Genomic DNA, 19367 nt, shown 5'->3' with positions numbered 1-19367 from the left:
GCCATGGCAAAATCAAAGACTCCCCGTAAATCCTCCCGCAAATCCCCGAAGTCCAGCCGCCGGCCGTGGTTCTGGCGCCTGTTTTTCCGGGTCTCGCTGATCGGTCTGGTGTTGCTCGCTGGCTGGATGGTGTACCTGGATGCTGTGGTGACCTCCCGCTTTGAAGGCCGCCGGTTTGAGATTCCCTCCCGGGTATACGCACGGCCCCTGGAACTGTATGACGGAGCCAGCGTCAGCACGGCCGCCCTCCAACGGGAGCTGGAACTTTCCGGTTTCCGCCGGGGGGACGGTGACAAGGCTGGAAGCTACAGTCGCAATGGCAATCGCTTCGTGATCAGCACCCGGGGCTTCCGCTTCCCGGACGGTGAGGAGCCGCGCCGCCGGATTGCCTTCGGCATCTACGGGGATCGGGTCGAGAACTTCCGGGTCCTGAGTGGCGACCCTGCGCCGATCGTGCGCCTGGAACCGGCGCAGATTGGTGGCATCTACCCGACCCACAAGGAAGACCGCATTCTGGTCGAACTGGACAAAGTGCCGGAGCTGCTGCCGGCAACCCTGATGGCGGTTGAAGATCAGCATTTCTATGACCATTTCGGCATTGCGCCCCTGTCCATCGCCAGGGCCATGCTGGCCAACCTCCGGGCAGGAGAGATTGTTCAGGGGGGCAGTACGCTGACCCAGCAGTTGGTAAAGAACTTCTTCCTTACCCGGGAGCAGACCCTGTTGCGCAAGGGTAATGAAGCACTGATGTCGGTGCTGCTCGAATGGCATTATGAGAAAGACGACATCCTTGAAACCTATCTGAACGAGGTTTATCTCGGCCAGGCGGGCACCCGCAGCATCAACGGCTTCGGTCTGGCCAGTCAGTTCTATTTCGGTGAATCCCTCAAGAACATCGAGATTCACCAGATTGCCCTGCTGGTGGGTATGGTCAAGGGGCCGAGTTACTACAATCCCCGCCGGAACCCCGAACGGGCCACGGAGCGCCGGAACCTGGTGATCTCCGAAATGGAAGAGGCCGGGCTGATTGATCCGGGCCAGGCGGCCCGGGCCCGGGGATTGCCACTGGGCGTCAGCGAAAAGCCGTCCTACTCCGAGAACCGGTACCCGGCCTACATAGATCTGGTGCGTCGGCACCTGGCCCGGGATTACCGCGAGGAAGATTTGCGCAGTGAAGGTCTCAGGATTTTCACTACCCTGAATCCGGCCATCCAGTATGCCGCCGAATACGCGGTAGAGGAGACCATGCCAAGGCTCGCCAGCGGTGAAGTCCGGAAGGCACTGGAGGCGGCCCTGGTGGTGACTGCCAAGGACAGCGGCGAAGTGCTGGCTCTGGTTGGCGGCAAGGACCCCGGATTTGCAGGCTTCAACCGGGCCCTGGATGCCGAGCGACCGATTGGTTCCCTGATCAAACCGTTCATCTACCTATCCGCCCTGTCGCAACCGGATCGTTACACCCTCATCACGCCCGTGAATGACAAGTCCTTTGTTCTCGAGTTTGATGATGGCCGGCGTTGGGAGCCCAAAAACTACGATAAGGAGGAGCGCGGAGAGGTGCCCCTGCACGAGGCGCTGTCCAACTCCTACAACCTGCCGGCGGTTCGGGTCGGGCTGGATATCGGTGTCGATGTGGTGGCCGAGACCCTGCAGGCATTTGGCGTGACGTCGTCGATCTCCCGCTACCCGTCGATGCTGCTCGGATCGATTTCCATGACGCCGGTCACCGTGGCCCAGATCTACCAGGGGCTGGCCACTTCCGGGTTCAACACGCCCTTGCGCACCATCCGTGAGGTGACGGATTCACAGGGGGAACCACTGAATCGCTATCCGTTGGAGGTGGATCAGGTGGCTGACCCGGCTGCGGTACACCTGGTGCAGTATGCGATGCAGGAAGTCATGCAAGAGGGCACTGGTCGTTCGGCATACTATACCATCCCTGAACAGTTGACCGTTGCCGGCAAGACCGGCACCACCGATGACGGCCGCGATTCCTGGTTTGCCGGCTTCAGCGGTGACCTGCTGGCGGTTGCCTGGGTAGGCCGGGATGACAATGGCCCGACGTCCCTGTCTGGTGCTTCCGGGGCGCTGCCGATATGGTCTCGGTTCATGGCCGCCGTACCCCAGCATGGTTTCTCACCGGTGGTGCCGGACGGTGTAAACTATCACTGGGTCAACGCCGAAAGGCAGGCTCTCACCGACGAATACTGCGAAAATGCGCGCCTTGTCCCATTCATAGCCGGCAGCGAGCCGGATCAGGAAGTGTCCTGTTCCGGTAACCTGCAGCGTCGAATTCAAGGCTGGTTTGAAGGATTGTTCCGATGAAAGTATCTGTGTTGACCCGTGCGGGCGCCCTGGGCGCCGTCCTCGCTTTGGCAGGCTGTGCCAGCGGTCCTGGCTCCATCTACGTGCCGATTGGTGGCGGGGAGCAAACCAGAGCCCCGGAGCCGCCCCGGACGTCCACCAGCGAGCCGGAAGAGGAGCCGGTGTGGCGCAAGAGCGAACAGCCGGAGGAGGAGCCTACGGTTGTAGAGGAACGCCGGGACACCGCGCCCAGCTACCAGGATTCGGGCGAGAGTCTTTCCCCGGCGGCTAAGAGCCTGGTCAATGAGGCTGATAACCTGCTGGCCCAGGGCAATACCCCCGGAGCCATTTCCCGCCTGGAGCGGGCGCAGCGCATTGCACCCCGTTCGGCGGAGGTCTATTTCAAACTTTCCGAGGCCTACGTGGCAGCCGGTAACCTGGGCAGCGCCGAACAGTTCACTCTGAAGGGTCTGTCGCTGGCTGGTGACAATACCCGTCTGCAGAGAGCGGGCTGGTTATTGCTGGCGGATATTCGCCGGGCCCGGGGGAATGTGGCCGGGGCGGATCAGGCGGAAGCGAGGGCTGCTGCGCTTTAGAAATAGAAAAGGCGCGGATCACTACCGCGCCTTTTCCTTTATCCAAGGAAGATTACTGCTGTACTACTTGGGTATCAAAGTTCGCAGTTGCGGTCTCGCCCTCAACCACTTCTACATTTTGCATTCCCACAAATGTCAGGTCGTCATCGGCGGGTTGTCCATCAGTTGTTTCGACGAAGTCATCGCCGCAAGAATAGCTGACTGTGTAGTCCCCTGTTGGAATGAATGCTGCCGTGTATGTGCTTTCGCTTCCATTGTTGGTTACGGGAACTACAACGAGTGGTTCGTTCGCGCTGCCGATATCATCCGGAGCCTGATCGAACTCCTCATGCACATAGATGTTTCCAATGAAGGATTCCTCCACGGTGGTAACGTCAGTGCATTGCTCGTTGATGAGTTCCGCCGTTACGGTTCCGCTGATCGTCCCTACTGTCGAGTTGTCGACGAGCCTAACCACAGGCTTGAGCTTATAGGTTGTGTCATTCTGTGGATTTACAATGGATTTTCGAACATCAAAGTCGATGGTCAGCGCAACTTCTCCACCGGCCGGAACCACGAAGCCACTGGTCTGTACGCCGCGTGCTGACGGGGTGGTGAGGTCGTAGACAGCACCGTCAATTTCAATGGTATTGTTGGTGCCAACTTCCAGGCGCATCCAACTGTATTCGCCGGCCGGCACTTCCTCATCCTGAATCAGGGCTTCTACGGCACCGCCTTGAAGCTCGAGAAGATTGAGTGGCTGCGGGAAGTCAAATTCATACCGGAGTCGGTCACCCTCGGGTGATTGCAGCACCAGTGCCTCAACTTCGATGTTCACGGCATCAGCATTATCAATCGGGGCGTCCGTGAGCCCTACACTAACACTACCGGTCGATGTGCCACCATCACTACTACCACCACAAGCGGCAATACCCGCTGCCAGTGCAGATACGGCAAAAATCTGGATTGAACGCTTCATACAACCTCCGTGGGTTTTGGTTGAATCTCCCTCAATCCACGACACAAAATCGGTGAGGGTTCCGGAAATTTTGTTAACCTTTCCTCATCTGGCTGTAATGGGCTCGCGGCTTGGTCAGCTCCGTAACTGCAACCGCGGGCCGGTCTGTTATAGACTTGCCGCTTCAACAGCGAACCACACGGGTAGTAACGGTTTTGTCGATTCTCTCCTTCAAGCCAGGTAAAAAACGGCGTTTCGAGATCCTGATCCAGCCCCATCTTGAGCCCATGTACCGTTTTGCCTTCCGGCTGGCGGGGCAGCAGCAGGATGCCGAGGATCTGGTCCAGGATGTGGTGGTCAAACTGTATCCCCGTCTGGATGAGCTGGAGTCGGTGGATCAGTTGCGCCCCTGGTTGAATCGGGTGTTGTACCGGCACTTCATCGACCAGTTGCGGCGAAAGGGCCGGCAGGGTGATCGGCCCATGAGTGAACTGGTGGAGGCTGACAGCCAGGCCGACTGGCTCGACAGCCTTGATGCCGAAGACACCGGGCCAATGGCCCTGCTGGAGCTTGAGCGACTGGGTCCGGAGCTGGACCGGGTCATTGCCACCCTTGAGCCAGACCAGCGTACATTGTTGCTCCTTCACGATGTGGATGGCTGGCGCCAGGATGAGATCGCCGAAATTCTCGATATCCCCCTGGGGACCGTGAAATCCCGCCTGCATCGGGTCCGCGCAGCACTGAGAAAAAAATTACTGCAACAGCTGGAACCAACAGCAAGCGCCGGGCGTGTGGAAAACTGAGGTGATAACTATGTCCTGTCGGGAAATCCGCGTAAGCCTTGTAGCTTACCTGAACAATGAGTTGCCAGCCCAGCACCGGGAGACGGTAGCTGAGCACCTGTCTGTGTGCGCAGCCTGTAGCCGGGCATTGGAGGCGGAACGGCTGCTGGGTGAGAAACTGCAGGTTCGCCAGCGCATTCCCGAGCCGTCACGAGGGTTTGAATCCCGGGTGCTGTCAGCGGCAACAACAGAACCGGACCGGCAGGGGCGCTGGAGCCATCGGGTGGTTGGCGGTGCTATCGCTGCGGCGCTGGCGTTGGGGGTTTCACTGGGTGTGTTTTTGAACCAGGGAACCTCTCCCGAACCACAGCAGCAGCTGGCCGGCCAACAGTCACCGGAGCCTGTGGTTTTCGAGCCCGTTGAGCAGACTGTGAAGCTGGCATTCCGTTCGGGCCAGGCGTTGGACAATGTCACTCTGACTCTTGAACTGCCACCGAATGTGGAGTTGTCTCCATGGCCGGGACGGCAGGAGCTGAGCTGGCAAATCAGTCTGGATGCTGGCGAGAATGTGGTTTCCCTGCCGTTGAGGGTATTGTTTCCCGGCAGGGGAGAATTGGTCGCTCGCCTGAATACGGGGGAGCAGCAAAAGAGTTTCCGGGTCGAGATTCCCGGTTCGATTGAAAATCAGGAGGTGCCGGCATCATGAGATGGTATGTTCCGGTAGCAATGCTCGTTGCGCTGTTGGCGTCCGAGGCCCATGCGCGTGAGGACCTTGATGTCACCATGCGCATGGTGCTCGATGAGCGGACATTGACCGAATCCGTCGTCCGCGAGATCGAGTTGCCTGAACCCGCATCTGTCGAACGTCCGGATCAGGCAAGAGAGAGCCGAGAGGCACCGGGGATGGACATGGCCCGGGATGCCCGTGAGCAGGGCCGCGAATTTGGCCAGGAAATGGCCGATAAGGTCCGCGAATCCGCCGGAGAAAAGCCGGACAGGCCAGAGTTGCCTGAACACGTGCAGGACGTTCGGGACAACCTGCCCGAGGCAGCCAAACCCCGCAATTGATTCTCCTGCCCGCCATGCCATGGCGGGCAGCCATTTTTCAGTCTCCCTGTTATACTTGTCGCGTTATCGTTCGGTAACGCTGGCTTGCCGTCAGCCCGCCGATTCATCCCCCTGATCCGGAAAAAAGGGAAGGTGTTGTTTGCTGGCTGCCTGCCTCACCCGTAAGCTGCTGCTAAGTTGCTCACTCCTGCTTGTCTCCGTGCCGTCACCGGCACAGGACACCTCCGGGGAAACGCCGGCGCAGGCCGACTTTCGCAGAGGTGTCGAGCTTTTCCAGCAAGGTGACCTGAAGGCCGCACGACAACGGCTGGAAGCCGCGCGCGCTGCCGGTCTGGATTCCATGACCCTCCATTACAACCTCGGTGTAGTGTATTACCGACTGGGTCAGCTGGATGCCGCAGAAGAGTCGTTCGCTCGCCTCTTGTCTTCTCCCCATGAAACCCTGGCACGCTATAACCTTGGCCTGATTGCCCTGGCGCGGAACGACGAACCGGTCGCCCGGGATTACTTCCTGTCGGTCATTGAGAGCGACGGCCCTGACAAACTGCAGGACCTGGCCCGGGCCAGGCTTGCAGATATGGGCCGTCAGGTGGCGGTTTCCGACCGTCGTCCCCGTCGCCTTTACCTGGCCGCATCGGGTGGCTACGACAGTAACATTGCCGGTCTCCCGGAGACTGCCACCACCCGGGAGGGCGGCCTGTTCCTGGATGCAGTGGTTGCTGGTAGTGCTCGCCTCCACGGTGACAGGAGCTCCGGCTGGGACCTGGAAGGTGCTTTTTTTGGCCGGGACTATCCGGACGACGATGACTACAACACCAAATTCCTTCAGGGCAAGCTCGCCTGGTCAGAACAGGATGCGGGTCTGAGCCGTCAGTTGGGAGCGGTGTTGAGTCAATCGTGGTTCGGTCCAGACGCGTTCGAGACACGCTATGGCGTGGAGGGTCTTATGGCCTGGACCCGGTGCCCGGTTGCGCTTCCGATCGATGACTGCGATGTGTCCCTGGCTGCTGCCAGAGTGGACGGGGGAAGCTCGTTCGAGGCCTACGACGGCCAGTGGTACCGGCTGCGCGCCAGGGCGGGGCGCTGGTTAGGAGCGTGGAATCTGGAAGGAAAGTACCTCTGGGAACTGAATGACCGGAGCGATCTGACATCGGGAAGCCAGTTTGTCAGTGTCTCACCGCAACATCACGCAGTTGAAGGCGTCGCCCGTTACAGTGTTTGGGGAGATCTTGTGCTGGGCGCCATGGGAGGATTCAGGTACAGCCGTTACCAGGATCCCCACCGTTTGCTGGAAGGCGATATGGTGGTGGTTGAACGGCGCACGGACCGGCGTTGGGAAACCGGAACTTTTGCGGAGTATGGCCTGAGCCGGCGCTGGTTGCTGCGGGGAGAATGGCTGTTCAGGGACAACAGCAGTGAGATAGACAGTTACAGTTACCAGCGCCACACCTTCATGGTGACGCTGGAGGGCGTGCTCTGAGTCCGGCCAAGCGGCCGGACCCGGAGTGCTGCAGTTACAGTGTCGCCATCACTTTGCGGGCCGCGGCAATCGTGTGCTCGATATCGTCGTCGGTCAACGCCGCACTGGTAAACCCTGCCTCGAAGGCCGACGGTGCCAGATAAACCCCTTCTTTCAGCATGCCCTGGAAGAACTTCTTGAAACGCTCCACGTCGCACGCCATCACCTGATCGAAGCGGGTGACTGACGCTTCCTCGGTGAAGAAGAAACCGAACATGGCGCCGGCGCTCTGTACCGTCATCGGAATGCCAGCTTCGTCAGCCGCCTGTTTCAGGCCATCGCGCACGGCGTTGGTCCTTTCCGTGAGCCGGTCATGGAAGCCGGGCTCGGAAATTGCGTTGAGTGTGGTCAGGCCCGCTGCCATGGCCAGCGGGTTACCGCTCAGGGTGCCGGCCTGGTAAACGGGCCCCAGGGGCGAGATGTGCTCCATGATTTTTCGCTTGCCGCCGAAGGCACCGACAGGCAGGCCGCCACCGATCACCTTGCCCAGGGCGGTCAAATCCGGGGTGACACCGTAGTAACCCTGAGCGCCGCCCAGGGACACCCGGAAACCGGTCATTACCTCGTCAAAGATCAGAACAGTCCCATGCTGGTCACAGACCTCCCGTAATGCTTCCAGGAAGCCCGGAACCGGCGGGATGCAGTTCATGTTGCCGGCAACCGGCTCCACGATGATCGCTGCGATCTGGTCACCCATTTTCTCGAACGTATCCCGGACTTCGTCGATGTCGTTATAGGTCAGGGTCAGGGTATGCTCCGCCAGGCTGGCGGGAATGCCCGGGGAGTTGGGAACACCCAGGGTCAGCGCACCAGAACCTGCCTTTACCAGCAGTGAATCCACGTGGCCGTGGTAGCAGCCCTCGAATTTCACGATCTTGTCCCGGCCGGTGTAGCCCCGCGCCAGGCGGATGGCACTCATGGTGGCTTCGGTACCGGAGTTCACCATGCGTACCAGATCAATGGAGGGCACCAGTTCGCACACCTTCTTGGCCATTTCGGTCTCGATAGCGGTGGGAGCACCATAGCCGACGCCAAGGTCAACCTGGGTATGCAGGGCCTGCTTGATGCGCGGATCGGAGTGGCCGAGGATCATCGGGCCCCAGGAGCCGATGTAGTCAATGTAGCGGCGGTCGTCTTCATCAAACAGGTACGCGCCTTCGGCATGCTTGAAGAAAATCGGGGTGCCGCCCACGCCGCGAAAGGCCCTTACCGGTGAATTCACGCCACCGGGTATGTATTTTTGCGCCTCTTCGAACAAGGTTTCGGAGTGTGTCATGGTTCGGCTCCTGTTAATCCGATAATGAGAAAAGTGGATGGTGGGCAGCGAACAGCCGCCCGAAGGCTCTCGCCTTCTGTTCAATCTGTTCCGGTGTGCCTCCGAACACGCCACCGACCGAAGCCAGCAAATCGGCTCCCGCCCGAATCAGAGGAGCACCATTGTCTGCTGTTACCCCGCCGATGGCCGTGACCGGTTTGCCGAGGTGTTTTGCTTCGGTCAGGACTGCCGGATCTGCTCCGGGCGCATCCGGTTTGGTGCTGGACGAATAGAAGCGTCCAAACGCCAGGTAATCGGCTCCCTCGGCAAGTGCACGGTGGGCCAGTTCCAGCCTGGCATGACAGGTGACACCAATAATCGCATCTTCACCCAGCAGTTGGCGGGCCAGCGCCAGCGATCCGTCGCCCTGACCGAGATGGACGCCGGCGGCTCCGATGCGCTTAGCCAGTTGGGGATCATCGTTGATGATCAAGGGCACACCGGCATTACTGCAAATGGCCTGAAGGTCCCGGGTCTGGCTCAGCCGCTCTGGCCACGGAGCGGCTTTCTCCCGGTATTGTACCAGCACGGCGCCTCCGCGCAGTGCGGCTTCCACGGATGCCCGCAGACGATCAGGCGGGGTGAGTTTGCTGTCGGTAATGGCATACAGGCCGGGACGGAGACCTTTTCCTAGCGTTCCCACAGGATACCCCGGTCCGGAACGGGCTGGCCCTTGCCAACGTCCAGGGCATGGAGAATCGCCCGGTTGACGTAATTCTGGGCCTGGGAAATGGCGGCACGGGCCGACAGCCCCGATGCCCGTCCGGCGGCAATGGCCGCGGCCAGGGTACAGCCGGTGCCATGGTATTCGCCGCCCACGCGCTCGATCTCCCAGCGCATGGGCCCCGGGTTGTGGTTATACAGGGTATTGATGATGTGCAGGCCGGTACCGTGGCCGCCGGTGGCCAGCACCGATTCGCAGCCCCTATCCATCAGGTGCTTCGCTGCCTGCTCCGGTTCTTCGCTGCCACCGAGCATGGCCAGTTCAATACCGTTTGGTGTGATCATCTCGGCCAGTGGGAACAGGCGTTCCTTCATGGCAGTGATGAGGGCTTCGTCCGCCAGGTCGCCACCGCCGGCGGCTTTGATGACCGGGTCGGTGATCACCGGAATTCCGGGTCGGACCTTGATGAATTCCACCAGAACGTCGACTACCTCGGCATTCCCCAGAGCCCCGGTCTTGATGGCATGGATGGGGGCATCCGCTGCAATGCAGTCCAGTTGTTTGCGAATCAGTGCGCTGTCCACAGGCTGGGCGTCATAGACGTTACGGGTATCCTGTACCGTCAGGCAGGTAAGTACTGGCAGGGGGTGACAACCCAGGGAGGTGATGGCCTGGATATCGGCCTGGATGCCGGCGCCACCGGAGGGGTCTAGTCCGGACAGCACAAGAACCTGGGGACGAGTGTAGCGTTTGATGGCTCTGCTCCTTAAAACGGTTTGACGACAGCGAGTATCACCACAGCAAGCAAGACGAAGACGGGCAGCTCATTGAACCAGCGATAGAACACATGGCTTCGGTGGTTCATGTCATCCCGGAACACCTTGACCAGATGGCCGCAATAAAAGTGGTAGACGATCAGCAGGGCAACCAGCACCAGTTTGGCATGCAGCCAGCCCTGGCTGAAATAACCGGAGACATTGTAACTGATCAGCCAGATGCCAAGGGCTACCGTGGCGATCATGGACGGGGTGGTAATGCCCCGATACAGCTTGCGCTCCATGATCTTGAAGCGGTCTCGCCCCGGCTGGTCCTCACAGGCAGCATGGTAGACAAACAGCCGCGGCAGGTAGAAAAGGCCGGCGAACCAGCACACCATGGCAATTATGTGGAAGGCTTTTACCCACAGCATCCGTTAACTCCGTCGGTATTGGTAGTAGCTTTCGATGTCAGACTTCAATACCACGCCGTACACCCTTTGGATCATGGGCGCGACGTGCCGCTGCACGTAAAGGGCCTCGGCATTGGTGGAATCGAATTCGTTCAGGGCTTCCTCGAGGGTCGCCTGGTATTGTACCGGGGCAACGTCCCGACGGTTAGCGGGGATGTCCATAAGATCGATGGATTCCGGCATCTCGGTCCCCTCTTCGGCTGCGGTTTCCTCGGTATCTTCCAGGTATCGGGCCAGGTCCACCGCCGGGAGCAGGGCGGTGGGGCCATTGCTTCCTTCAACGATCAGCCACTTGGGCTCGGACTTGAGGACCTTGCGGGCTTCCTCAATGGAGAGGTGCCGTTCTGTGCGCAGGATGTTGCGGTCCATGATGGCGCCGACCGATACCCGGCGAAGTGCCTGGATGACCGGCGAGTTCTGGTAACTCAGACCCTGGCTTTTGAGAATGGTCAGGAACAGTGACTTCTTGCCGAAGGCCTCGCTGGTGACCAGACTGGCCGTGGTGATGATCAGCATGGCGGGCAGGATGATGTTCGGGTTGCGGGTCAGCTCCATCACCGCCATCAGTGCGGCCAGGGGAGCCTGCAGCACCGCCCCCATCATCGCCCCCATACCCAGCATGGCGTAGAAGCCCACGGAAGAAGCAATGTCTGGTGCAATTTGCGCCCCCACGAGGCCCATGGCTCCGCCCAGCGTCGCTCCCATGAACAGGGTCGGGCCGATGACGCCGCTGGGCATGCCGAGCCCGATGCTCAGGGAGGTAATCACCAGCTTGGCCACGCCGGCAGATAACAATAGCCAGAACCCCAGGTTACCGTTGATGGTTGCGTTGACCGTGTCGTAGCCGATGCCCATGGTTTCCGGGATGAACACCGCGAACGGCACCATCAGGGCGCCGGCGATGCCGATACGCAGAAGCACCGGTTGGTGGTGGTGGCGGCCCATGGCGTCCACCAGCTGGATGAACAGCGCCGCGGCAATACCGATGATTACTGCAATGGCGAGGATCCAGGGAATCTCCATCAGGGAGTTCATGGTCAGAGCCGGAACGCTGAAAGCGGGCTCCGATCCATAGACCGCCTGGCTGACGATGGCCGCACTCACCGCGGCCAGGATGATCGGGGTGAAGCCGGCAATGGTGTATTCCATCATCACCACTTCCATGGCAAAGAGCACGCCGGAAATGGGCGTATTGAACGAGGCGGAGATGGCAGCGGCACAGCCGCAGGCCACGAGGGTCCGGATGCTGTTGTTGGGCAGGCGCATCCATTGCCCCATCAGACTGGAGAACGCTGCGCCCAGATGCACGGCGGGCCCCTCCCGGCCCGCTGACTGGCCGGTTACCACGGTGCTGACGCCGGAGACAAACTGTACGATGGCGCTGCGCAACGAGATGTAACCCTGGTGGTAATTCAGGCGCTCCATCACGTGGACAATACCGACCTTGCGGTCGTGTATGGCCAGTCGGTGCAGCATCAGGCCCAGAGCAAGGGCACCGGCGAGCGGTAACAGCCCGCGAGTCAGGATATCCAGCTGCTCGAAAGATTCGGAACCGGCACCAGGCAGGAAGTGTTCAAGGGGCCACTCGATGGCGAGCCGGAACAGCAGAATTACGCCGCCGGTGATCAGGCCCGATAAAAGACCCAGCACCGCAAGTTGCGGCAGCGCGTCGACACCCGAAAGCCTGCGGCGGAATACGGGGATCAGGTTTTCGGTGATCTGGTGCCAGATATTCCGCATGATCGCAGGGATTCCGGTTCAGGTATGACGGTGTGTTAACGGGTTTGTGACAACATTGTAGCGGTCGGCCTCCGCGCTGCAATAAGTCGTTGGTTTATCATGGTAGACTAGACCACCAAACTTCCAATTCCTGATTCGACGTCGCTGGAGAAAATGGTGATTAAAGTAGGCATCGTTGGTGGCACCGGCTATACCGGTGTGGAACTGCTGAGAATCCTGGCCGTTCACCCGGAAGTAACTGTCAGCTGCATAACTTCCCGCTCCGAGGCCGGTATGCCGGTCGCCGATATGTACCCCAATCTGCGCGGGCACTTCGATCTCGAGTTTTCCGAGCCTGATGCCGGCGTGCTCAAGGCGTGTGACCTGGTGTTCTTTGCCACGCCCCACGGTGTAGCGATGCGTATGGTGCCTGAACTGATGGAAGCAGGCGTGCGCGTCGTTGACCTGTCTGCGGATTTCCGGCTCAAGGATCTGGACGTCTGGGCCCAGTGGTACGGCATGCCCCATGAAACCCCGGAGTGGGCGGAAAAGGCTGTCTATGGCCTGCCGGAAGTGGTCCGTGACGAGATCCGCAGTGCCCAGCTGGTTGCTAACCCCGGCTGTTATCCGACCGCGGTCCAGTTGGGTTTCCTGCCTCTTCTGGAGCAGGGACTGGTTGATCCTTCGCGCCTGATCGCCGATGCCAAGTCCGGCGCCAGTGGCGCAGGGCGCCAGGGCAAGATCGGTATGTTGCACGGTGAAATTGGCGAGAGCTTCAAGGCCTATGGTGCATCTGGCCACCGTCATCTGCCGGAGATCCGCCAGGGCCTGACCGGAGCCGCCGGCAGCCAGGTGGGTGTCACCTTTGTGCCGCACCTGATTCCGATGATTCGCGGCATCGAAGCCACGCTTTATGCGGAGCTGAAAGATCCTTCCGGTTTCGACCGTCTGCAGGCCCTCTACGAGGAGCGTTACCGGGACGAGCCGTTTGTTGATGTGATGCCCTTTGGCAGCCACCCGGAGACCCGCAGCGTTCGTGGTGCCAACCAGTGCCGGATGGCCCTGCACCGCCAGGAAGACAGCAACATCGTGATCGTTTCGTCGGTGATTGATAACCTGGTTAAGGGTGCGGCCGGTCAGGCAGTCCAGAACATGAACATCATGTTCGGCTTCCGGGAAACCATGGGGCTCGAAGCTCCGGCGTTACTGCCTTAAGGACGATCCGTGAGCGAACCACGCAAACCGGCGGAAGAGTATGTGGTCATCCGCCATCGTCCCGGGTACCGGATTCGCCGTACCGCCATCCTGTTAACGTTTACGGTGATCGCTGCGCTTGCCGGCTATGCGGCCGGGCTTGCGCAGGGTGGTTTCCGGTTCTCCAATGTCTCGGCCTCCAACGAGGTGCTGGAGGAGGAGCTCGATGATCTCCGAAGCAACTACAAGGAGGCGCGCCAGCAGCTGGTAAACCTGGAGCGGGGCAAGGCAATTGATGCCCAGGCGCTGAAACAGGCACGGACAACCATCGTCGAGCTGGAAACCCGCATCGCATCACTGAAGTCTGATCTGACTTTCTATAAAAATATCATGGCGCCGTCCGAAACCAGCAAGGGCCTCCAGGTGGACAGCCTGACCCTGGCTCCGGACTACCAGCCTGGTGTCTGGGATTTCAAGCTGGTCCTGATCCAGGTTGGCAATAACAAGAACTACATTTCCGGCGTGGTGGCAGTTAATGTCATCGGCATGCGCGACGAAGAGAAAGAAGTCATTGCCCTGCGTGATCTGTCTCAGGATATTGAGGATCTTGGCGTAAAATTCCGTTTCCGCTTCTTCCAGAATGTGGAGGGAACCCTGGCGCTGCCGGACGATTTCGAGCCAGTCGAAGTCCAGGTGGTGGCACAAGCCGAGGGCCGCAAATCCTCGCAGGCAGAACGAACCTTTGACTGGGATGATTTAACGGAGAATTGAAATGCTCGGTAAGAAAAAGCAGCAAAAGCCACGTCGGCCCACTGGCCATTTTGACACCCTGGTTTCCTCACGGACCACGGTAGAGGGAGATGTGAAATTCTCCGGCGGATTGCATGTGGATGGCCGGATCAAGGGCAAGGTCGTGGCCGAAGAAGGCAGTGATGCCGTACTGCGTATATCGGAAGTTGGCGAGGTCACCGGCGATATCGTCGCTCCCCATGTCATTATCAATGGTACGGTCAACGGTGACGTCTACGCCTCCGACCACCTTGAACTGGCGGAAAAGGCAGCCATTAACGGCAACGTCTATTACAACCTGATCGAGATGGCGATGGGCGCTACGGTCAATGGCAATCTGGTTCATCAGCGTGAGCCAGTGGGCCTGCTGACCAAGGATCGTTCCGGGCATTCGGAAGCGGCCACTCAGCCTGACGAGATAGCAGAGGAAGCGGTGGAAGATGGTGGAAAGTCCGAATAGTTGATTGTTTTAGTCAGGAATACCATAATCGCTACTTTGTAAACGATGTTTCCGGAGGCGAGCTTGAGTGCAGTTCAGCAACAGATGGCTACCCCACTGTTTTTCAGTGACAGTGCCGTTGCCAAGGTACGTGAATTGATTGAGGAAGAGGGCAACCCCGATCTCAAGTTGCGCGTCTTTGTCACCGGTGGCGGCTGTTCCGGATTCCAGTACGGCTTTTCTTTCGACGAGAGTCAGGAAGAGGACGACACAGTTATCGAGCGTGACGGGGTTGTTCTGCTGGTGGACTCGATGAGCTACCAGTATCTGATCGGTGCGACCATCGAGTACCAGGAAGGTTTGCAGGGCTCCCAGTTTGTAGTGCAGAACCCTAACGCCACCTCAACCTGCGGCTGCGGCAGCTCCTTTTCCATCTGATTCAGGCCGGGTAAATGGCTCCCAGAATCCGGGGGCCATTTGCACCGGTTACTTCCGGAAGGTTTCCCGGTTTTCCCTCCAGAGCCTGCTTTGCCAGCCAGGCGAATGCCACCGGTTCCACCCACTGGGGATCAAGCCCCAGTTCAGACGTTTCCGCCAGGCGTGCGGGTGGCAGTGTTCGGGCCAGCGTACGCATCAGTTCCGGGTTACGGGTGCCGCCGCCGCAGGCATAGACCGTATCCACGCCTGTTTCCGGCATCTGGTCAGCAATAGTCAACGCGGTGAGTTCCAGCAGAGTCCTCTGGATGTCCTCAGGTTTGAGCTCCGGATGGCGGGCGATCATGGTCTTTATCCAGCCGAGGTTGAACTTCTCCTTGCCGGTGCTCTTGGGCGGTGTGCGCTTGAAGTACGCATCGGAAAGCATGTCATCCAGCAGCGCCTGATCCACCTTCCCCTCCAGCGCCCAGTGTCCGTCCGCATCATAGGGCCGGCCGGTCTGGTCCAGGCACCAGGCGTCCATCAGGGCGTTGGCAGGGCCGGTGTCGAAACCGGTAACCACTCCCGTGCCTTGGGCCGGGATCCAGGTGATGTTGGCAATGCCCCCCAGGTTCAGGATGCACCGGTTTTCTGACTTTGATCCGAAGAAGGCCTTGTGGAACGCTGGCACCAGAGGCGCGCCCTGGCCCCCGGCGGCCATATCCCGGCTGCGGAAATCACCCACGGTGGGGATGCCCGTGGCCTCGGCAATGACAGCCGGGTTACCGATCTGGAAGGAGAAGGGGGCTGAACCGGAAGGCTGGTGACGGATGGTCTGGCCGTGGCTGCCAATGGCGCGGATACTGCCCGGTGCCAGATCGGAATCTGCGATCGCTCTGGAGGCTGCCTGGCCGAACAGCTGACCGGTCAGGGTGTTGAGTTCCCCGATTTCATCCGGGCTGGCCTGGTTCTGGCTGGCATTGAGCAAGCGCTGGCGGAGTTCGTCCGGGTAACTGAGACAGTGAGTTGCGTGAATCTGGACGGTGCGGTCCCGGAAGGACACCAGCACGGCGTCTATGCCATCCATGCTGGTGCCGGACATCAGCCCGAGCCAGGCTTCCATGGTTTCAGTCTTCCCGAGCCATAGCCAGTTGCTGGTAGTTTTCGCGGAAGACGTCGAACTGGGCTACCCGCTGCTCGGTCACCTGCTTGAACCGGGCCATTTCTGAGGCAGGCACCGGCTTGGCGTCCGGGAGATCCACGGTGCGCGAGTTACGCGGTGAGCCATTAAGGCGGAACTCATAGTGCAGGTGCGGGCCGGTAACCATGCCCGAGGAGCCAAGATAGCCAATTGTCTGGCCCTGTTTGACTCTGACACCTTTTTTCATGCCTTTCGCCAGGCCTCTCATATGAGCGTAGAGGGTGGTGATGTTATTGCCGTGTTGCAGAATGATCGTACGGCCATAGCCACCTTTCCAGCCTGCAAAGCGAACGGTGCCATTGCCTGCCGCCTTGATCGGTGTGCCCGGAGGTGCGGCGTAGTCGGTACCTTCATGGGGGCGAACTACGTCCAGTACCGGGTGTCGGCGCTGCAAGTTGAATGACGAGGATACTCGAGCGTTTATCGGGGTGCGCAGAAACGCCTTGCGCATGCTCTTGCCCTCAGGGGTGTAATAGTCGCTGTCACCATTGCTGTCGGTATACAGCAGCGCCAGATTCTCTTCACCCTGGTTTACGAAGCGTGCCGAGAGGATGCGGCCGGTACCGAATTTCTCTCCGTCGACGTAGAGTTCCTCGTAAACCACTTCGAACCGATCGCCCTTGCGAACGTCATACACGAAATCAATATCCCAGCCGAAGATGCCAGCCAGTTCCATGGTCAGGCGGTCATTCATGCCGGCCTCGCGAGCGGCCAGGTACAGGGAGCCGTTAATCACGCCGGAAGCAAAAGCCGGACGAGCCTCGGGTTTCCGCATGTCGGTTTTGCCGGTGAAGCCGTCTTCATTACGGGTGATCTTGAGGGTCTCAAGCAGGTTGCGCTGGAGTTCGACACCGGCCAGTGCCCCATCTTCATCGGTGGCAAAACGGATAGTCTCACCCGCATAAAGGCGTTGCAGCTTCTCGGCCTCACCATCGCCATGGATGACGGAAAGCATAATGCCATCGTCAAAACCGGCTTTCTTGAACAGCGATGACAGCGTATCCCCGGATTTGATCTTGAAAGTCTGCCAGTCCAGCTCCGGCTCTGCCGGCGCGGCGGCAACCAATTCTTCCGCTGTTTTTCCTTCCGATGCTTCGGAAAGTTCCGGTTTTGCCGGCGCAGAGGTAACCGACTGGGCCTGGCTGGGAGTATCTGCCAGTTGGCCTTCCGCTTCTGATACGGTGCCCTGCTCAAGGTCCAGTGCATAGGACATGCGCTTGGCTTCAACATTGCTGCTCGGGCTCATCAGTACGGCAGCTGTCACCACAACGGTTGTAGCAGCGGCGAGGGTAATATGGGTCTTGGGAAACTTTTTCAGCACGTATCGCACCCGTTTTAATCGGTATTCCGGCAGGTTGAACTACCTAATTAAAGCTGTTGTTCAAGTATAGACCAACAGATTACCGTATAAAATGCATGCGGGACAGCGTGGAACATTACGGTTGCTGCTCCATCCTCCGGATTTCTTGTGACGTCACTGCTATAATACGCCGCCCTGTTCACTCAGGGCTGTGTAATATTTGAGCGGTTACTTTAGCAAGTGCACGGCAAAATCGCAGATTTCTTTTGTTGAAGTCTGTAACGGTCTGAATCTTTCACCACATTAACGGGGACGTGTAGTTCATGGCATCTGTAGATGAAGCGTTGGCCGTCATCAAGCGCGGCGTTGACGAACTGATTCCGGAAGAGGAGCTCGTTGAGAAGCTGAAGCAAGGTCGGCCCCTGCGTATCAAGGCGGGATTCGATCCCACGGCACCGGACCTTCATCTCGGCCACACCGTCCTTATTAACAAGTTGCGCCAGTTCCAGGATCTCGGGCACGAGATCATTTTCCTGATTGGCGATTTCACCGGGATGATTGGCGATCCCACTGGTAAAAGTGCTACGCGGCCGCCCCTGACCGAGGAGCAGGTTCGCGAGAATGCGGTTTCCTATAAAGAGCAGGTGTTCAAGATCCTGGATCGCGAGAAGACCCATGTGGTTTTCAATTCCGACTGGATGAGCAAGATGACCGCTGCCGACATGATCAAGCTGGCGGGCCAGTACACCGTTGCGCGGATGCTGGAGCGTGATGACTTCACCAAGCGTTACCGGGCCGAGCAGGCCATTGCCATTCACGAATTCCTGTATCCGCTGGTTCAGGGTTACGACTCTGTTGCGCTCGAGGCGGATGTCGAACTTGGTGGTACCGATCAGAAGTTCAATCTGCTGATGGGGCGAATCCTGCAGAAGCATTACGGTCAGGAACCGCAGGTGATTCTGACCATGCCGATCCTGGAGGGGCTGGATGGCGTCCAGAAGATGTCCAAGTCCCTGGGCAACTACGTTGGTGTAAATGATGCTCCCGGTGAAATGTACACCAAGCTTCTTTCCATGCCGGATGAGCTGTTGTGGCGCTACTTTGAGTTGCTGAGCTTCCGGCCGCTGGCTGAAGTGGAGGAATTCCGTAAGGCTGTCGAGGGTGGCGCCAATCCTCAGGACTACAAGAAATTGCTGGCGGAAGAGATTATCACTCGCTTCCATGGTGAGGATGCAGCGAAGACGGCGCACAAGTCTGCCGGTAACCGGGTTGAGCTTGGTGAGATTCCCGAGAATGTTCCGGAAGTGAAGGTCTCCCTCGAAGGGCAGGGTGAAATCCCGATGGCTGCCGTTCTTCGTCTGGCTGGTCTGGTAAAGAATGGCGCTGCCGCCAGGGACGTCCTCGGACGGGGAGCTGTCTATGTAGATGGCAAACAGTTCGAGGGTGGCCGCATGTTTGTAGAAGGTGATGACTGCGTCATCCAGGCCGGCAAGAAGAAAATTGCCAGGGTTTTGATTACTGCGTGATCGATTTGGTTGCGCTGCAACCAGGGCAGCGGCGAATTTGCATTTTTTTCAGATTCGTCGTTGACAGTTTCCCTGAGGGCTGTAGAATGCGCACCACTTCTGAGGGACAAGCCACTGAGACAGGGGCGGCCCGAGGGAGTAACTGCTTGAAAGCTTTGAAGAAAATGGTTTAAAGATTTCTTCAGAAAGCGGTTGACAAGGTGGCGGTTCAGTGTAGAATGCGCGCCTCGTTTGAAGCAGTAAGCCGGACGGTTTTTAGCGGGTTTGAGAGATTTGAAAACGCTGAAAATTAACGGTTGACAGGGTCGGGATTCGATGTAGAATACGCGGCCTTGATTGAGCAGACGCTCAACGCTCTTTAAAAAGTTAACCAAG

At 59.0% G+C, this 19367-nt stretch carries 19 protein-coding genes; 11 read left to right on the top strand and 8 right to left on the bottom strand.

Translation table 11 applies throughout. The features are described from left to right. The first annotated feature begins 3 nt into the window (after positions 1-3). Together mrcB and DET50_RS14430 are read left to right on the top strand one after the other, a co-directional pair. Entirely contained in the window at positions 4-2322 is a 2319-nt protein-coding gene (gene mrcB, locus DET50_RS14435; RefSeq protein WP_113863535.1) for a penicillin-binding protein 1B, read from the top strand. Then, a complete protein-coding gene (locus tag DET50_RS14430) occupies positions 2319-2897 on the top strand; it encodes a tetratricopeptide repeat protein (RefSeq protein WP_113863534.1) in 579 nt (192 codons plus the stop codon). Before mrcB ends, DET50_RS14430 begins: the two co-directional genes overlap by 4 nt. A gap of 52 nt (positions 2898-2949) precedes the next feature. Here the strand turns inward: DET50_RS14430 and DET50_RS14425 are convergent, their stop codons facing one another. Then, positions 2950-3855: a DUF4382 domain-containing protein gene (locus DET50_RS14425; RefSeq protein ID WP_113863533.1), complete on the bottom strand. Its 906-nt coding sequence runs from the start codon at positions 3853-3855 to the stop codon at positions 2950-2952. A 194-nt stretch (positions 3856-4049) separates the two neighbouring features. Between DET50_RS14425 and DET50_RS14420 the strand changes: the two genes are divergently transcribed. From DET50_RS14420 to DET50_RS14405, 4 genes are all read left to right on the top strand, one after another. Continuing rightward, entirely contained in the window at positions 4050-4637 is a 588-nt protein-coding gene (locus DET50_RS14420; protein ID WP_113863532.1) for an RNA polymerase sigma factor, read from the top strand. 10 nt (positions 4638-4647) lie between these two features. Then, positions 4648-5322 (top strand): anti-sigma factor family protein, encoded by a 675-nt coding sequence (locus DET50_RS14415; protein ID WP_113863531.1) that lies wholly within the window; start codon positions 4648-4650, stop codon positions 5320-5322. Then, positions 5319-5684, top strand: coding sequence for a hypothetical protein (locus tag DET50_RS14410; RefSeq protein ID WP_113863530.1), 366 nt, complete (start codon positions 5319-5321; stop codon positions 5682-5684). Before DET50_RS14415 ends, DET50_RS14410 begins: the two co-directional genes overlap by 4 nt. 139 nt (positions 5685-5823) lie before the next feature. Next, on the top strand, positions 5824-7164 hold the full coding sequence (locus tag DET50_RS14405; protein ID WP_113863529.1) for a tetratricopeptide repeat protein: 1341 nt from the start codon (positions 5824-5826) through the stop codon (positions 7162-7164). A 34-nt stretch (positions 7165-7198) separates the two neighbouring features. Here the strand turns inward: DET50_RS14405 and hemL are convergent, their stop codons facing one another. The 5 genes from hemL to DET50_RS14380 are packed head-to-tail and all read right to left on the bottom strand — an operon-like array spanning position 7199 to position 12150. Further along, entirely contained in the window at positions 7199-8479 is a 1281-nt protein-coding gene (hemL, locus tag DET50_RS14400; RefSeq protein WP_113863528.1) for a glutamate-1-semialdehyde 2,1-aminomutase, read from the bottom strand. Positions 8480-8492: 13 nt separating this feature from the next. Further along, positions 8493-9161, bottom strand: a complete 669-nt coding sequence (gene thiE, locus DET50_RS14395; RefSeq protein ID WP_113863527.1) for a thiamine phosphate synthase — start codon at positions 9159-9161, stop codon at positions 8493-8495. Then, entirely contained in the window at positions 9149-9907 is a 759-nt protein-coding gene (gene thiD, locus DET50_RS14390) for a bifunctional hydroxymethylpyrimidine kinase/phosphomethylpyrimidine kinase (protein WP_113863526.1), read from the bottom strand. Before thiD ends, thiE begins: the two co-directional genes overlap by 13 nt. A gap of 41 nt (positions 9908-9948) precedes the next feature. After that, positions 9949-10371: a protoporphyrinogen oxidase HemJ gene (hemJ, locus tag DET50_RS14385; protein WP_113863525.1), complete on the bottom strand. Its 423-nt coding sequence runs from the start codon at positions 10369-10371 to the stop codon at positions 9949-9951. Positions 10372-10374: 3 nt separating this feature from the next. Continuing rightward, positions 10375-12150: a chloride channel protein gene (locus DET50_RS14380; protein WP_113863524.1), complete on the bottom strand. Its 1776-nt coding sequence runs from the start codon at positions 12148-12150 to the stop codon at positions 10375-10377. A gap of 156 nt (positions 12151-12306) precedes the next feature. On the opposite strand from DET50_RS14380, the gene argC reads away from it, so the two are divergent. The 4 genes from argC (at position 12307) to erpA (ending at position 14989) form a co-directional block, all read left to right on the top strand. Continuing rightward, entirely contained in the window at positions 12307-13344 is a 1038-nt protein-coding gene (argC, locus tag DET50_RS14375) for an N-acetyl-gamma-glutamyl-phosphate reductase (protein ID WP_113863565.1), read from the top strand. 9 nt (positions 13345-13353) lie between these two features. Further along, a complete protein-coding gene (locus tag DET50_RS14370; protein ID WP_113863523.1) occupies positions 13354-14094 on the top strand; it encodes a DUF6776 family protein in 741 nt (246 codons plus the stop codon). Position 14095: 1 nt separating this feature from the next. Next, a complete protein-coding gene (locus DET50_RS14365; protein WP_113863522.1) occupies positions 14096-14572 on the top strand; it encodes a bactofilin family protein in 477 nt (158 codons plus the stop codon). Between the two features lie 84 nt (positions 14573-14656). Further along, the gene (gene erpA / locus DET50_RS14360; RefSeq protein ID WP_217647728.1) at positions 14657-14989 is read left to right on the top strand and encodes an iron-sulfur cluster insertion protein ErpA; all 333 of its coding nucleotides are present in this window, start codon (positions 14657-14659) and stop codon (positions 14987-14989) included. Between the two features lies 1 nt (position 14990). Here the strand turns inward: erpA and DET50_RS14355 are convergent, their stop codons facing one another. Then, entirely contained in the window at positions 14991-16088 is a 1098-nt protein-coding gene (locus DET50_RS14355) for an anhydro-N-acetylmuramic acid kinase (protein WP_113863521.1), read from the bottom strand. Positions 16089-16092: 4 nt separating this feature from the next. Then, complete coding sequence (locus DET50_RS14350) at positions 16093-17487, bottom strand: OapA family protein (RefSeq protein ID WP_113863520.1); 1395 nt, start codon at positions 17485-17487, stop codon at positions 16093-16095. 302 nt (positions 17488-17789) lie between these two features. Between DET50_RS14350 and tyrS the strand changes: the two genes are divergently transcribed. Next, on the top strand, positions 17790-18992 hold the full coding sequence (gene tyrS / locus DET50_RS14345; RefSeq protein WP_113863519.1) for a tyrosine--tRNA ligase: 1203 nt from the start codon (positions 17790-17792) through the stop codon (positions 18990-18992). Positions 18993-19367 lie beyond the last annotated feature (375 nt).

The organism is Marinobacter pelagius (assembly GCF_003315345.1).
In the GTDB taxonomy this organism is placed as follows: domain Bacteria; phylum Pseudomonadota; class Gammaproteobacteria; order Pseudomonadales; family Oleiphilaceae; genus Marinobacter; species Marinobacter pelagius_A.
The sequence above is the reverse complement of the archived record's forward strand: the minus strand, read 5'-3'. Positions and strand labels throughout refer to the sequence as shown.